The following is an 18,361-nucleotide window of genomic DNA, read 5'->3' as shown; positions in this document are numbered from 1 at the left end:
GTGCAGAAGAATCCTACACTGCGTCAAAAATATTTATTGCTTATTGAATATCACCTAAATTTCTAATCTGAAATTGTTTGGTAGTACTAAATTGAGTCAGGATTCCTGTAATACTAACCGGTGTTGTTGGTGTTGGAGATGATGCAAAGGTTGCAGCACTGCGACAATAGAGCACTACTGTATTTGGTGTGCTGCCATCAGAAATAGTAAGGCTGCCTCCATTGGCGCCATAATTAGTTGATGTTCCATTATTGATGGTAACACTATTTACTTTTATAAGCATTGATTCATACTGCTCAAAATCTGCAGTTGCAGTTGCCAAATCAATAACAGTTGGTGTGATTGGTGCTAACCCTGTTATCGAAAGACCTCCGGCCATATTATTTATCTGCAGCCATCCGTTAAACTCAGCTAATGTAAGTCCGCCAACATTAAAATCATACTGAGAGTTCATTGAAAAGTTTGGTGCAGTGCTATAACGCAGGCAGATTCCACCTGTTGCATCTTGTACAATAACATTTCTTGTATCAAGAGCAGAAGTAGTATAATCAGAAATCACTGTTGCCTTAATATGAAAACCTCCGGGAACTGTTGTTGTACCGGATGCAAACAATGTTCTTATGCTGTCAATCGAAACATAAACCGGGGTGCAAACAACACCATCGCAGCGCTCAATATTTGCAGGCACATCATTCATATCACGAAGAAATACCTGAGGAGTTGCATTATACTTCTGATAAATTGCAGTTATTGAACCACCTTTGCATGGAATAAGAGTAGTTGCAAAATTGGCATAGCCACTTGTTCTCACAATTAATGAATTTCCAAAACAGTCCTGAATATTTCGGTTAACAGTTGACTTATTTGCAGCATCGCCAAATGGCAAACCAACTTCTGCTGATGCAAATGCAACGCTATCAAACTGAACAAGTGTATTTAAGTCGGCATCTGTTAATGCATTTAGCTTTCTTTTTGCCGGAACAACAGTTAATCCCCATTTACCGCCTACAAGATAGTTCCCGATTTCAGCAGCAGGAATTGCATCCACTGCACCGGCATTTAAGATACCCATTTTAGGAGTACCATTTACGGATTGGATATACAAGCCTTTTGCTTTAACAAAAACTCTTCTTCCAATAAACAGAGATGTAAAATATGACGGTTGATCAAGTAATATACTGATACCTGCTGTCGAATCCTGCATAATCATCTCCTTATAATAATTACCAGATTTATCATCTGCCACTATAACAGCAGAGAAAGTTAAATCAGAAGTTATCTGAACCGGCCCGGTTGCATTAGCTAAGGTTACAACACTTGATACTGTTGCATTGGTAATAATATCCGGATCAACATTAGTAGTAGGTGCATTGTCAAAATCATCCTTTTTAACGCAGGAAACAGTACTTAAAGTAATTGCAAGAATTGCAAATGCTGTTGTGATTTTTATATTCTTTATCATTGTTTTATTATATTTCTAATTTAGTTATTAATTCATTCTTAAAATAAAGCTGATCATATACGTTCTGCCAAAAGCATAACTGTATTTTGAAGCAAATACATCAGGTCTTCCTGAAAGAACAGCAGATTTATCCAGTCTGCCTTGTTCATATCCATTTGTGATAATGTCTTTATTATCGAGCAGGTTATTGATGTTAAGGTTAATTAGGAAGAAGGTATTTCTCTTTAAAGCTTTGATATGGTTGTTCATTTTAATTGACCATCCTGCACTCAAATCGAGAGTCATTTGTGAATCGTAACGCTCCTGTCCCAATATTTTTTCCCATGCCTGACTGTTTTCATCTACACCATCAATGATGTCACCGGTGCGTCTTGCCGGGCTTGCTTCTACATAAGAATTAGAGAAACAATTGGCATTAACACCAACATACCAGAATTTTTTTGAACGGTAGTTCAATCCTACTGTAAATGCATTTTGAGGTGTGTTGTCAACATGAAGGTTTTTCATATACACCACTTCGCCTGATGATTGAACAGTGTTGGTATTATCTACTGTTATAGTTGCCGTAGGTCGTGAGCTATAATAATACTGCCCAATTGAAGCTACTGCCATTGCAGAAAGACCCATTCCCAGATTAGCATCAACAGAAATTTCTGTTCCTGTATGTACTTTTTCAATTCCAGTTAATGTGTAGTTCACATAACTGTTAGTACCAAATCCTTGCAGATAATAGGAGCGGTTTTCAATACCATCTCTGAAATTGGTATAGTATAATTTAAGTTTACCTTTAATCTTTGGGGCAATATGCAAATAACCACCTTCTACAGATGTAATCTTTTCACTTGTGATATCTGCTACCGATGTATTTCTTGAGCGTGGTGACAAGTACATGTTATTGAAGAAAGGTGCTCTTGTCAGATAACCTGCATTTGCAAAAACATAATTGCGGCCATTTACTTTATAAGTAGCACCTGCTTTCACACCAATATCAGGAAACACGTAAGTTTTTGATTTACCATAAGAGTCGTCCGGGAACAATCCATTCTTATAGTTACCTTCCCTATAAATAGAAGTATAAGCAGCCTGAATAGCACCGAATATATCTATTTTATTGTATTTGGCAACAGCTTGTGTCCATGCCTGTGCATGAGTAATGTGTGCCTCGTAGTCATAACCAAAGCGGTCACCTTCACGAACTATTCTGTTTGGGTGATTTAAATCGCTCTGACTTAATTGCTCATCCTGAAAATCCTGATTAGCGAATTTATCAATATCAACAAAAAACTCTGCACCTAATAAATCTTCTGCTTCTTTATAAAAGCGCGAAGTTTGTTTCTGGAAAGATAACCCTGTACTTGTAGTAATGTTATCATTTAAAATAGTATTAAATGTAGTATTAAAATTCAATCGGCTTGTTTGAATTACACGATTCTCGATTAAATATAATGCTTGCTTACCACTAACTGCTGAACCTGCAACACCATCGGCATTATTTACTGTTTGAAAATTTTGATCGTTGGCAAGTAACATATTATCCCAGTTGATTTGTAATAAATCAGGATTTGCTTTCAGTGTATTATAAACCTGTGCTGCTGCTGCAGAATCTGTTTGCCATGATGGCAAATTTCTGTAGTATGTTGGACGAGGGTCAGCAGCAAACCAATTCAATGCAGTAGATTCACGTTTGCCCGTTGTATATGATAAGGCAGAAAACCAGGTTGTATTATTACTAATTTTATACTCATGATTTAACGTAAACACAGGCTGATGACTGCGTCCAATATTAGCATTCCGTATTTCGCCATTCTGATACCCCCAGTTTGAATTATAATAATGATCACCTGCTATATCATAAACTTCTTTAGTATTAGATGATGAGCGTGCACTTTCATATTGACTGCCTAAGATTGTAAAATCAAACTCATGTTTATTGACAACTTTTGAAACACCTAAATAATAAGCAAAACCGTCATAATAGGTTCCTTTGATAAAACCTTCTTTAGCCCATCTTTTAGAAATAGAAGCTGAATAAGCCCATCCTTTTTTGTTAAATCCACTTCCATAGGTCAACATAAAACGATTGTCATAGGTTCTGTTGCTTAATGAATATGTAGCCTGTATCTGCTTACGTTGTCTTCCGGCACGAGAGTCAATACTATATGAACCTCCAATACCTCCAAAAGAATAAGTTGAAGGATTTAATCCTGAAGTTGATTCTCTTGACCTGAGAACATCATTCAAACCCGACCAACTTGAAAATGCAGTACGGCCATTGGTTAAGTCTTCTTCAGCAATGCCGTTCATTAATGTAGGGAAGTTTTCTGTGTCATAACCACGGGTTTTGAATCGTGCAACACTGAAATTAAAATTAGCAGCCGATGTAAAGGCATCACGAGATGCTCCTAAAACACTGGAAACACTTGACTGTGCAGAGTTAGATTGTAATTCATCATCGTCAAGCGTTACAACAGGAATGTCGGCCTCTGTTGTAGCTGTTCCGGGACTGTAAACCAATTTCACAGTGCCTACATCAACAGTCTCAGCGTTCACAACTACTTCTTGTTTAAAACCGCTGTATGCAACATCCTGCACAGAAAGAGAGTAGGTGCCATAAGTAACACCACTTATAGTAAATGCTCCGTCTTTGTCTGTGATTGATTGAAAGTTAGTGCCGTTGAGCACAACCACCTCGCCTGCCATCGGGACACTGTTCTCATTTAAAATAACCCCCTTTAAAACTCCTGACTGGGCAGAGGAAAGAAAAGGAAGAATCAATAAAGTCAGGAAAAAACTGACTGTAGAAAATAGCTTCATATTTTATAATTAGGGTGGCAAATCTAAATAAATAAGCTATATCAAAAGTTGTAATAAGCAGGAATGTAACAGGGTCTTAATTTTTTTCATTTATTTAGTATTAAACTATACCGTTATCATTGAAAATGTGTCACTTACAATGATAGCGATTTTTCATTTCTTTGGTAGCTTATGGAGCAATAAACTATTACACCTGACAGCAAATCTCAAATCATTGGTATACATAAAATCAGGCTGATAAAATAGGTTACAGGCAAAAAAATAGAAATATAAAACATTATTTTTGTCGCTCATTTTTAAAATAGTTAATCGAATGGAGAAAATTAAAGTATTAAATCCTGTAGTTGAATTGGATGGCGATGAGATGACAAGAGTAATCTGGAAGTTTATTAAAGATAAACTCATACTACCCTACCTAGACATTGACATTAAATATTACGACCTTGGCATGGAACATCGCGATGCTACTGATGATAAAGTAACAGTAGAAGCTGCTGAGGCAATTAAAAAATATAATGTAGGAATAAAATGTGCCACTATTACACCCGATGAAGCACGTGTTAAAGAATTTAGTCTGAAACAAATGTGGAAATCGCCTAATGGCACTATCAGAAACATTCTTGACGGGACTGTTTTTCGTGAGCCAATAGTTTGTAAAAATATTCCACGCTTGGTGCCAAACTGGACAGCGCCAATCTGCATTGGTCGTCATGCATTTGGTGATCAGTACCGCGCAACAGATTTTCTGACAAAAGGCAAAGGCAAACTCACCATCAAGTTTGAAGGTGAAGATGGCACTATCGAACATGAAGTATTTAACTTCAAAGGCAATGGCGTTGCACTTGCAATGTATAATACAGATGAATCCATTAGAGGTTTTGCACAATCGTGTTTTAATGTGGCACTACAAAAAGGATGGCCATTATATCTTTCAACAAAAAATACCATTCTTAAAAAATATGATGGAAGATTTAAAGATATATTTCAAGAAGTATATGAGAAGGAATTTAAACCTAAGTTTGAAGCAAAAACTATCACCTATGAACATCGTTTGATTGACGATATGGTTGCCAGTGCTTTAAAATGGAATGGCAATTTTGTTTGGGCATGTAAAAATTATGATGGAGATGTGCAGAGCGATACAGTGGCACAAGGATTTGGCTCACTTGGCCTGATGACATCAACATTGATTACACCAGATGGAAAAACCATGGAGGCAGAAGCCGCACATGGAACTGTAACACGCCACTTCCGCGAACATCAGAAAGGAAAACCTACATCTACAAATCCCATAGCTTCAATATTTGCCTGGACTAGAGGACTTGATTTCAGAGGTAAATTAGATAACAATGCTGCACTAATAAATTTTGCCAGAGCATTAGAAGAAGTTTGTGTGGAAACCGTAGAAAACGGCAAGATGACTAAAGACCTTGCAGTATGTATTTATGGTAATGAAACAAAGCCGGAACATTATCTGCATACTGAAGATTTTCTTTCCGTCATTGATACCAATCTGAAGAAAAAACTTCAAAAATAAAATAGATTAAAATTAAAAAAGGGAGCTTACGGGCTCCCTTTTTTATTATTCCAAATTACAATATTATTGTATCGAAGTGTTAATTTTTGCAAATGCTTTACCTGTTGTAGTTTCAACATTTGAAGCCGGAGTGATGATTAAATTATTCTCATCATCCTGTTTGCATTCAACTCTGATTCCACGTGCTACTTTTCCTGTTGCATCTTTCTCATAAGCTGTTAAACAATATTGACCTTTTGACATTTGAGAAAACGTGATATCCTGCAATTTTATGGAAGCAAACGATCCTTTATTACTTGATATTTTTTGTAGTTCGCTTTTGCAATCAGATATTGCTGCTGTAAATTGGGGAATACCATCTACATCAACTTTACCGATAATGGTTTGTGCTTTTACTGCAAATGCAGCAATGACAAAAAACAAACTGAATATAATCTTTTTCATTTCTGGAATATTTAAACTTGATAATGTTTTTCCGGTTAATACGGCACTTTTCAAACAAGGTTACATCAAATTCAATAATATTTTTCAAATAGCATTACAAAACTAAATACCCTGTAACCTTACATTGCACATTCACGTTGAATGCCCATATCAGTGTTTTAAAATCGCACCAACTTATGGGAAAGATGTTAACTTTTATAAACAAAATGATTCAGAAATTTCAATTAAAGTTGATGACAGCATCGCTGTTATTTGCTTTGTTTTTAATGGTCAGCCATGATAAAGTATATGCTGACGGATCGCCACAGTTTAAGCCAGATACAACAAAGGCAACGAATCTTATGATTCTAAATACACAAACTACCTATGGTACATTTGCAGGCTATTCGGCCAATGATGAAAACAGGCTCTATGTGCGGATAAATAATCCCGCACAAGAAAAAATCTATTTTGGTATTGGACAGCGCTCAACAAACACAAATTGGTATGTGCGTATTAAAGACCCCAACGGAAATATCATTTTTGGACCTCAGCTATTACCGACCAGTAATGCACAAGGGTTCATCAGATATCACTCACAGGCAATTGCCGGGCCAAATGTAATTAATGCTGCAGGATATAATGGATTTGTTTGTAATCCTACCGTTGGCCTATCAGGCGCATATTATATAGAGTTCAATAAAGATAATGGAACCACTACAAGCAATAACACTGAATTAAGCTTGGGTATATTTGATGTAACAGTTGTTAATACTTCTACTAACACTAAAATAACCGGTCGTTTATTTTCAAAAAACTGGGGTTTCAATACCGAATCTTATTCAAATCCGTTTTTCGGATCATTCTTTATTTATGGACAAGATAGCTCGGTTACCAAAGTTGACCTGAATGGTATCAAACCATTTAAATTTCGTGTTTCCTGCAACCGCTTTGGTACAACCAATACAGGAAATGCAACAAATGACAGAAGGTCTAAAACCGGATTTTCTGTTCCGGTTGAATATCGTCTATTTCTTACCGATCCGGACATTATAGCATATCCTAATGGCTCAATGTCGTTCTTAACAGGGCCTCCAACATTGGAGCGCTGCGTCAGAGATTCTATTTGCATCAATGTTGGCTTAATAAAAACATCTGACGTTACAGTTGTAATTGATAGAAATAACAATAATAAATATGATGCCGGTACAGCAGATCGAAAATTATTCTTTCCACAAGTCCCTTCAGGCTCCAGCTGTCTGTATTGGGATGGAAAAGATGGCTTAGGAAATTTAATTCCTGTTGGAAATCCCGTATCAGTTATATTAAGTATTGAATCAGGATTGGTAAACCTGCCAATGTATGATGTAGAAAATCATGAAACAGGATTCTCTATGTCGGTAATTCGTCCGGGTAGTGCTCAGTTTGTGGATTCATTATTCTATGATGACGTTTTGATTGGTGGTTTAACAAACCTTGGTGGTTGCCCATCACCTTGCCATACGTGGACATCAAGCCCTGCCAACTCTGACCAAAATACTATTGGTGAAAGCAACACCATTAATACCTGGTGGTTTGCACATAAACTAAGTTCAAAAACAATTATCAACCTGCCAGACTATTTAGTTAACAGTGCAGGAACAGATAAAAATGTCTGCACCAAAGGAGGTGGACAAGATTCAATATCATTTAATGGAACCATTGCATACTCACAATCAAGCTTTACCGGTGCAGTAAAATGGACAACCTCAGGAACGGGTCAGTTTAGCCCAAGTGATACAGTTAAAAACGGATACTACATTCCATCTGCAGCAGACATTAATGCAGGTTCTGTAACACTAGTTATGGGGCCAAAAAATGTTTGTACAAATGTAAAAGACACTATAATTGTAAATCTTCGCAAATCACCACAAGTAAGTTTAACCGGAACAAACATTAATTGCTATGGTCAGCAGACCGGTGGAATTACTACAAGTGTTTCCAACAGTTCAGCACCTTATACTTACTCATGGAGCAATGGTGCCTCTTCGCAGAACTTAAATAATGTTGGTGCCGGCACTTATACAGTTACCGTTACAAGTTCACAAAATTGCAGTGCAACAGCAACAGCAACATTAACACAACCTGCAGCAGCTTTATCAGCATCAGCAAGTGCGACAGGTGTTGGCTGCTTTGGTGGTGCTACAGGCTCAATTAATCTTACTGTTAATGGTGGAACAGCTCCGTATAATTACACATGGAGTAATGGCGCCTCAACACAAAACATCACCGGACTGACAGCAGGCAACTATACTGTTACAGTTACAGATTCAAAAGGCTGTACAAGTACGCAAAGTTCAATTGGAATTACACAACCATCAGCAGCATTATCATTAAGCAATTCTAAGGTTAATGTAAATTGTTATGGTGGAAACAACGGATCAATTTCGGTAACAGCATCCGGTGGCACATCACCATATACCTATTTATGGAACACAGGCGCAACCAGTGCATCGGTTACCGGATTAACAGCAGGAAACTATACTGTGACTGTTACAGATGCCAACGCATGTACAACCTCTCAAACCTCAATAAACATCAGTCAACCGGCTGCAGCTTTAACTGCAACACCAACGGCAGTGAATGTTAATTGTTTTGGAAATGCTTCAGGTGAAATCAACCTTAATGTTTCGGGTGGCACAGCACCTTACTCCTACTCATGGAGCAATGGCGCAACATCACAGAACATCAGCAACATTGCAGCAGGAAACTATACGGTTACCGTAACAGACTCTAAAGGATGTACATCAACACAAGCTTCTATTGCTGTTACACAACCTTCAGCTGCATTAACTTCTTCCGCAAATCCGGTTGCAGTTGATTGTTTCGATAACGCAACAGGTTCAATAAATGTAACTGTTAATGGCGGAACATCACCTTACAGCTATTCTTGGAATACAGGTGCAACATCACAAAACTTAAGCAACATAGTTGCCGGTGTTTATAGTGTCACTGTTACAGATGCAAACGGATGTACTTCATCGCAAAACTCAATCAATGTAGCTCAACCTTCTGCATCATTAACCACATCTGCCACTGGCACCAATGTAAACTGCTTTGGCAATGCAACTGGCGCTGTTTCGCTTACAGTTAATGGTGGTACAGGGCCATATTCTTATACATGGAGTAATGGTGCTACTACACAAAATATTTCAAACATTGTTGCAGGAAATTATACTGTAACCGTTACAGATGCTAATGGATGTACATCATCACAAAATGCTATCGGTATCACACAACCTTCAGCAGCATTAAACAGTTCTGTTGCAGCCACACAAAACATCAACTGTTTTGGAAGCGGAACAGGCTCCATCAATATTGCTGTATCAGGTGGTACTACACCATATTCATTTAACTGGAGCAATGGTGCCACTACACAAAATCTAACCAATTTAACTTCCGGCACCTATTCAGTAACAATAACTGATGCCAAAGGATGTACAAGTTCGACCAATAATATAACGCTGTCTCAACCTTCAGCAGCCATCAGCGCAAACATTCAATCCATGCAGAATGTTTCTTGTAACGGTGGTGGCAATGGCGCACTAAATCTTACTGTTACAGGTGGAACTTCCCCTTACACCTATTTATGGAGCAATGGTGCAACAACACAGAATATTAATGGATTGAGTTCCGGTATATATAATGTAACCATCACTGACTCTAAAGGTTGTGAACTACAAGCTACAGGAACCGTTTCTCAGCCTGCCAATGCACTTTCGGCATCAATTTCTTCTTCTCAAAATGTACTGTGTTTTGGAGGAAATAATGCACATATCAACTTATCAGTATCTGGAGGAACTTCACCTTATTCATTTATCTGGAGTAATGGTGCAACAACACAAAACATCAGCAACATTACAGCAGGTAACTATACAGTAACTGTTTCAGATGATAATGGCTGTATCTACACCATCAACAAAAATATTTCACAGCCTTCAGGAGCGTTGGCTGCATCTGTTTCGGCTTCAACAGAAGTTTCATGTTTTGGTTTAAGTAACGGCAGCATTAATGTAGCTGTCAATGGTGGTACCTCACCTTACACTTTTATATGGAGTACAGGTGCCTCTACACAAAATGTTTCCGGATTAATTGCAGGAAATTATACGGTTACAGTAACCGATGCTAATGGCTGTATTACATCATTAAACAAAACAGTTTCACAACCTTCAGCTACATTAGTTGCATCTCTTGAATCATCAGAAGAAGTAAGCTGTAATGGCGGAGCTAATGGAATTATTAATATTAATGTAGCCGGAGGCACTTCACCTTACTCATATAGCTGGAGCAATGGTGCTACAACACAAAATATTCTAAACCTGACATCAGGTACTTATACAGTTACTGTGACCGATGCCAACAATTGTACAGCCACTTTAACAAAAGCAATCGGGCAGCCGGCACAAGCATTGAATGCAAGTATAGCGGCAACACAGAATGTTAACTGTTTTGGGGGTAACAATGCATCAATTTCTATCACAGTTGGCGGTGGCACAACTCCATATTCATACAATTGGAGCAATGGTGCCACATCACAAAACATCAGTGGGCTTACAGCGGGATCATATTCTGTAACAATTACAGACATCAATGGGTGTACAACAAGTGCAATACAAACAATTACTCAGCCGGCACAGGCATTAAGTGCATCGGTAACAGCATCACAAAATATTTCTTGCTACAATGTTCCGAATGGCAGCATGAGTGTAACGGCAACCGGTGGAACAACTACCTACACTTACCTTTGGAACAACGGTGCAGCAACTTCATCAATTACAGGCCTTGCTGCTGGCAGTTACACTGTAACTATAACAGATGCCAACGGATGTACCACTACTGCAAACAAAACTATTACGCAACCATCCGCTCAATTGGATGCATCAATAACTTCATCAACAAATGTATCTTGCTTTGGATTATCTAATGGAGCCGTTTCAATTAATGCAAACGGTGGTACAACACCTTATACTTATGCATGGAGCAACGGTGCAACAACACAAAATATTACAGGTTTAAGTTCGGGTGCCTATACTGTAACTGTAACTGACAACAATGGATGTACAACAACTGAAACAGCAACAGTTTCGCAGCCGGTGCAAGCTTTAAATGCATCTGTTTCCTCATCGCAAAATGTAAATTGCTTTGGTGGCAACAATGCTGCTATTCAATTAAGCATTTCGGGTGGCACTACTCCTTATTCCTACAACTGGAGTAATGGGGCTACTACACAAAATCTTTTAGGCATAACATCAGGCACCTATACAGTGACTGTTACTGATGCCAACAATTGTACGGCAACTTTAACTAAAACTATCACGCAGCCATCACAAGCATTAGCAGCCAGTGTAGCAAATAGCCAAAATGCCTCTTGTTATGGACAAAACAATGGAAACATCAACTTAACAGTTAGTGGCGGCACATCGCCTTACACATACTCATGGAGTAATGGTGCAACAACTCAAAATATTAATGATCTGACAGCAGGAAGCTATTCTGTAACAGTTACAGATGCCAATGGATGTACTACTCAAGTAAATGCAATAACAATTTCTCAACCTGCAGCAGCCTTAGCTACAGCAATAAACACAACCGATGTATTATGTTTCGGCTTATCAACAGGAGCAATCTCAACAACAGTATCTGGTGGCACTGCTCCATATACATACGTTTGGAATACTGGTGCAACAACTTCAGGTTTATCAAATATCAATTCAGGAACATACAGTGTAACAGTAACAGATGCACAAGGCTGTACGACAAGCCAGGCGGCAATACAAGTCAATCAGCCTGTTGCAATATTAGATGCCAATGTTGCTACTAACGTTTCTGTACTTTGTTTTGGTGGCAACAACGGAAGTCTGACACTTGCTGTAAGTGGTGGAACTGCACCTTACTCATACTTATGGAGCAATGGAGCAACAACTCAAAATATTACAAGTATTACTGCAGGAACATATTCAGTTACAATTACTGATGCAAATAACTGCAGCAAGGCCATTACCGGTGTGTTGGTTAATCAACCTGACAACCCATTAACTACAAGTGTAGCTTCATCACAAAACGTTGCTTGCAACGGTGGTGGAAATGGTTCTATAACACTTAATGTTGCCGGTGGTACTTTGCCATACACATATAACTGGAGTAATGGCGCAACAACACAAAATATTTCCGGCCTCTATGCAGGAACTTATAATGTATCAATTACAGATGCTAACGGCTGTACTGCTGCTGCTACCGGTGTAGTGAATCAACCTTCCGGAGCTTTATCTTCATCAGTGGCATCATCGCAAGATATTCTTTGTTATGGTGGCAGCAATGGCTCCGTAACATTATCAGTGGTTGGTGGAACAGCCCCTTACACTTATAGCTGGAGCAATGGTGCAACAACTCAAAACTTATCAAACCTCACAGCAGGCAATTATGCAGTTACAGTTACTGATGCAAACAATTGTATCAGTCAGTCTTCAGTGGTTATTTCACAACCATCTGGTGCTTTAACTGCAAGCGTAACTTCTTCACAAAATATTTTATGCTACAATCAAAGTACAGGAAGTATTGATGTGAGTGTAACGGGAGGCACAGCACCTTTCACCTACAACTGGAGCAATGGCGCAACTTCACAGGATATTACAAATATTACAGCAGGCACTTATAGTGTCAGCATTACAGATGCTAACGGCTGTACCACACAAATGAGTGGTATCGTATTAACTCAACCAACTGCATTATTAGCATTAACAACACAACCTACACAAGTAAATTGTTATTCAGACAATACAGGGTCTATAAATATAAATGTTACCGGTGGCACATCTCCTTATGCCTATAATTGGAGTAATGGTGCAACAACACAAAACATAACCAGTCTTGCAGCCGGAACCTACAGTGTGACTGTAACAGATGCTAATGGCTGTACATCTGCTTCAAACGCTATTCAGATAACACAACCTTCTGCAGCATTAAGCAACACTTTTGCTGCACAAAACATCAATTGTTACAATGTAAACACAGGTGCCATCAATGTGACCGTTTCCGGTGGAACATCTCCCTACACTTACAACTGGAGTAATGGTGCATCATCGCAAAACCTTAGCAATCTAGCTGCAGGAACATACACACTAACAATTACTGATGCCAATGGATGTACTTCTTCAACGGGAAGTGTAACTATTACGCAGCCTGCTGCTGCACTGGCATATACTTTCACTACAAGTGATGCAGGATGTTTTGGAAACAATACTGGAGGTGTTGATCTTACCGTTAGTGGTGGAACTGCACCCTATACTTTTACCTGGAGCAACGGTGCAACAACAGAAGACATTACAGGTGTTTCTTCAGGAACCTATGTAGTGACAATTACTGATGGCAACGGATGTACCAATACCTCAGCAAGCATAACAGTGAGTCAACCGGCAGGTGCATTGAACGCATCAGTCGCTTCTTCACAAAACATCAACTGTTTCGGCAACAATACCGGAGCAATCAACTTAAATGTTAATGGCGGCACTGCACCTTATTCATACAATTGGAGCAATGGTGCAACAACACAAAACATCACTAACATTGGTGCCGGTACCTATTCGGTAACCATCACAGATGCCAATGGTTGCAGTAATTTACTTTCAGGAATTTCATTAACACAACCAGAAGGGGCATTGACTACAGCAATAACAGGAACTCAAAATGTTAACTGCTATGGACAAAGCACCGGAAATATTACACTCAATGTTAATGGTGGAACCGCTCCTTACTCTTATAATTGGAGCAATGGAGCAATCACTCAAAATCTTAGCAGCCTTTCTGCAGGTACATATTCTGTTTCTGTTACTGATGCCAATGGCTGTACATCATCAATAAACAATATCATCATCAGCGAACCTGCTGCAGTACTATTTGGAAGTGTAAACAGCGCTGTGAATGTGAATTGCACAGGTGGAAATAACGGATCAATAAGCCTTAATGTTAGTGGTGGAACATCGCCATTCAGTTATAACTGGAGCAATGGTGCTACATCACAAAACATATCAGGACTTACTTCAGGGAGCTATGCAGTAACGATTACTGATGCTAACGGATGTACTTTCTCACTTTCTGAAATAATCACACAGCCTTCTACTTCATTATCATCAGCTATCACTTCATCACAGAATATTAACTGCTATGGTAATGCAACAGGAAGTATTGACTTGTCGGCAAACGGAGGAACTACACCATATAATTACAACTGGAGCAATGGTGCTACATCAGAAGATCTGAATGCAATAGCTGCAGGAACTTACACGGTAACCATCACAGATGCCAATGGTTGTACATCATCACAATCTGCAATTTTAACACAGCCATCTGCAACACTAACGTCAAGCATCAACAACTTAACAAATGTTGGTTGTTATGGTCAGAGTACTGCAGCGATACTAATTAATGTTAATGGCGGAACTACCCCATACTCCTATTTGTGGAGTGATGGAAGTGCAAATCAAAACCTGACAGGTGTTGGAGCTGGAAACTATACAGTAAATATTACGGATGCTAATGGTTGTACTACCTCAATTGCAGGCATTGCAATCAGTCAGCCGGCTGCTGGATTAGGAGCAACAGTTACCTCAAATCAGAATGTATCATGTACAGGTGGTGGTAATGGATCTATTGACATAACAGTAAATGGCGGTACAATGCCATACACGTTCAACTGGAGTAATGGTTCAACAAGTGAAGACATTTCAAATCTTGCAACAGGTGCTTATAGTGTAACTATTACTGATGCTAATGGCTGTACATATTCGCTGACAGAAAATGTTGGTCAGCCTGCGTCAAACCTTTCAACATCCATTCAATCATCACAGAATGTAGATTGCTACAGCAATGCAACAGGTGCAATTGATTTGAATGCATCAGGCGGAACAACACCATATACATTTGTTTGGAGTAACGGAGCAACAACTGAAGATATTGCAGGACTTGCTTCCGGAGTTTATACAGTGACAGTAACAGATGCAAACGGATGTTACAACAATCAAACAGTAACCATTTCGCAACCGGCAGGAGCCTTGTCTTCAAGTATAACCGGCATGCAAAATATACTTTGTTTTGGTAACAACACCGGAAATATTGATCTTACAATAACAGGTGGAACAACTCCTTACATTTTTAACTGGAGCAATGGAGCAAACACAGAAGATTTATCAAACATTGCAGCCGGAACATACAATGTTACTGTTACAGATGCAAACAACTGTACAGTTCAACAGAACATAACATTAACGCAACCTGCTGCAGCGCTCACGTCAAATATTACTTCTACTTCGCCAGTACTTTGTTTTGGTGGTAACACAGGAAGTGCAAACCTTGACATACAAGGCGGAACAACTCCTTATACAATTATGTGGAGTAATGGCTCAACAGCACAAAACCAACTTTCATTATCTGCAGGCAATTATAATGTAACTATTACTGATGCCAATGGTTGTACATCTAATCAATCTGCAACTATTAATCAGCCACAAGACAGTATATCCGGTGGAATATCTTCCATTGGCAACATTGGCTGCTTTGGTAATTCGAGTGGCAACATTGATCTTACGGTTAACGGTGGAACAACTCCATATACATATTTGTGGAACACAGGTCAGACAACACAAGATCTCAATAATATTACTTCCGGTTTATATGAAGTAACCGTTACGGATCAGAATGGTTGTACCTGGTCAATTTCAGCAAATCTTTCACAACCGGCTTTAGCATTAAGCAACAATCTTTCACTACAACAAAATGTAAACTGTTTTGGAGGTAATAATGGAGCTATTAATACTAATCCTGTTGGCGGAACAAGTCCTTACACCTACTTCTGGAGTAATGGAAACAACACACAAAATATTAGCAACCTTGCTTCAGGATGGTATTCGGTTACTGTTACAGATGCAAACGGATGTAGTGCTACCGACTCTATGGAAATACAACAACCTGCTGCTGCCGTAGCCGCAACCTATCAGATGACATCTTCTGTAAGTTGTTTCGGTGGAAATAATGGTGCTATTGACGTTACAGTTACTGGTGGTACTATGCCATATAGTTATGCTTGGAATACAGGCGATGTTACAGAAGACTTATCAAATTTGACCGCAGGAAACTATACCGTTTCAATTACTGATGCAAATGGCTGTACTTTCAGTCTTGTAACAACAGTAACACAACCAAATGGCCCACTTTCTCCAAGTATTGTAATGACTCCGGTAGGATGTTTTGCTGATAGTACAGGCGCAATCAACTTAACTGTAACCGGTGGAACACCACCCTATCAGTACTATTGGAGCAATGGTGATACTACTGCTAACCTGACTAACTTAACAGGCGGTTCATACTCTGTATATATTGTTGACTCTAACAGCTGTATTGCTCAGACTTCAACATATGTTCCTTCTCCGGAAGGTGCACTGTATGCCTTCCCTGTTGTGACAAATCTTAACTGTTCATCTCTGACATCAGGTTCAATAATTCTGAATCCGACAGGTGGAACAGTACCTTATTCTTATAGCTGGAGCAATGGTGACACTACAGAAAATCTGGTTAATATTGGTGCAGGACAATACACTGTTACCATTACAGACAGTGCAGGATGTACATACTCACAAAACTTTACTATAAATGGTCCTACACAAGCTTTAGCATTATCGGGACAACAAAACAATATAAATTGTCATGGTAATAACACCGGTTCTGCTTCAGTAACCGCATCGGGTGGTATTCCTCCTTACTCCTACATCTGGACAAATGGAATGACTACGCCATCAATCAGCAATCTTAGTGCAGGTAATTATAAAGTAATTGTTACAGACAGTTACAACTGCTCAACAGATACTGTATTTGTAATCACACAACCTGATTCTATTCTAAGTAATATAATTTCTGCAACACAGATACCATGTTATGGACTGAACAATGGAAGCATTAGTGTAACAACGCTTGGAGGTACTCCTGCTTACACCTATCAGTGGAACAACGGTTCAAGCAGTTCACAATTGAGCAACCTTACTCCCGGAACATATTCATTAACCGTAACCGATCAGAAAGGATGTATTGATCAGCAGACTGTAACAATAACCCAACCTGCATTTGCACTCACTGCATCTTCAACAGCTAATGAGGCCAACTGTCTTACAGGTAATGGAGCAAACATTGATCTTACTGTTGCAGGTGGCACACAGCCTTACGCTTATATCTGGAGCAATGGTTTAACTTACCAAAGTCTTACCAATGTTGGTGCAGGAACTTACTCTGTAAGCATTACAGATGCTAATGGTTGTACTGTACAACAAACACAGGTTGTAACTGACATCTCTGTATTCAACATGAATGCTGATGGACCTACTGAGTTCTGCGTTGGCGGAAAAGTAACTTTAAATGCTACAGTAGTTCAGAATGGTTCTTATCAATGGTATGTTAACGGACAGATATTGCCTGGTGCAACATCACCATCACTCACCACACCTGCAGCAGGTGTTTACACAGTATCGCTAACCAACTCATGTGGCAGCTTTAACTCTACACCGGTAGAAGTGAAAGTAAATTCAGTAAGTGGATATACTGTGAGTCCGGGTATGATGATTTGTCCTAACAACGGAGAGATAGCACAACTTTTTGCAACAGGTGGTTCATGGTATAGCTGGCATCCCGGAGCAGGATTAAATGACTCTACAATTGCCAATCCGATTGCAACACCAAAAGCTTCAACAACCTATACTGTAACCATTCGTTCGAACGAAGGTTGCGAAGTTGTGAGCGAAGTAATGGTAAGTGTTATTTGTGACACACTGTTTGTCCCTACAGGCTTCTCACCGGATGGTAATGCAGTAAACGACACTTACGTGATTGACGGTCTTAGTAAATATCCCGGCAATCTGCTTTATATCTATAACAGATGGGGTAACTTAGTTTACAAAAAACGTGACTATGACAATTCATGGGACGGATCTTCAAATGTTGCAGGTGTTTATCTTGGACAGCAATTACCAAATGGAACATACTATTTCATACTCGACCTGAATGACGGCAAAAAGCCAATGCAGGGATATCTGACACTAAAACGATAA

General features: G+C 39.0%; 5 protein-coding genes. 2 read left to right on the top strand and 3 right to left on the bottom strand.

Annotated features, from left to right (window positions below):
* Nucleotides 1–40 precede the first annotated feature (40 nt).
* Nucleotides 41–1,462, bottom strand: coding sequence for a DUF5689 domain-containing protein (locus V9G42_08190; protein ID MEI2759391.1), 1,422 nt, complete (start codon nucleotides 1,460–1,462; stop codon nucleotides 41–43).
* A 27-nt stretch (nucleotides 1,463–1,489) separates the two neighbouring features.
* Nucleotides 1,490–4,276: a carboxypeptidase regulatory-like domain-containing protein gene (locus tag V9G42_08185; protein ID MEI2759390.1), complete on the bottom strand. Its 2,787-nt coding sequence runs from the start codon at nucleotides 4,274–4,276 to the stop codon at nucleotides 1,490–1,492.
* A 313-nt stretch (nucleotides 4,277–4,589) separates the two neighbouring features.
* Between V9G42_08185 and V9G42_08180 the strand changes: the two genes are divergently transcribed.
* Entirely contained in the window at nucleotides 4,590–5,813 is a 1,224-nt protein-coding gene (locus V9G42_08180) for an NADP-dependent isocitrate dehydrogenase (GenBank protein ID MEI2759389.1), read from the top strand.
* Nucleotides 5,814–5,876: 63 nt separating this feature from the next.
* On the opposite strand, the gene V9G42_08175 is transcribed toward V9G42_08180, so the two are convergent.
* Nucleotides 5,877–6,257 carry a hypothetical protein gene (locus V9G42_08175; GenBank protein ID MEI2759388.1) on the bottom strand — a complete coding sequence of 127 codons (381 nt, stop codon included), beginning with the start codon at nucleotides 6,255–6,257 and terminating at the stop codon, nucleotides 5,877–5,879.
* Nucleotides 6,258–6,463: 206 nt separating this feature from the next.
* On the opposite strand from V9G42_08175, the gene V9G42_08170 reads away from it, so the two are divergent.
* Complete coding sequence (locus tag V9G42_08170; GenBank protein MEI2759387.1) at nucleotides 6,464–18,361, top strand: gliding motility-associated C-terminal domain-containing protein; 11,898 nt, start codon at nucleotides 6,464–6,466, stop codon at nucleotides 18,359–18,361.

It is taken from the genome of Bacteroidia bacterium (genome assembly GCA_037045145.1).
GTDB lineage: Bacteria > Bacteroidota > Bacteroidia > AKYH767-A > OLB10 > OLB10.
The sequence above is the reverse complement of the archived record's forward strand: the minus strand, read 5'-3'. Positions and strand labels throughout refer to the sequence as shown.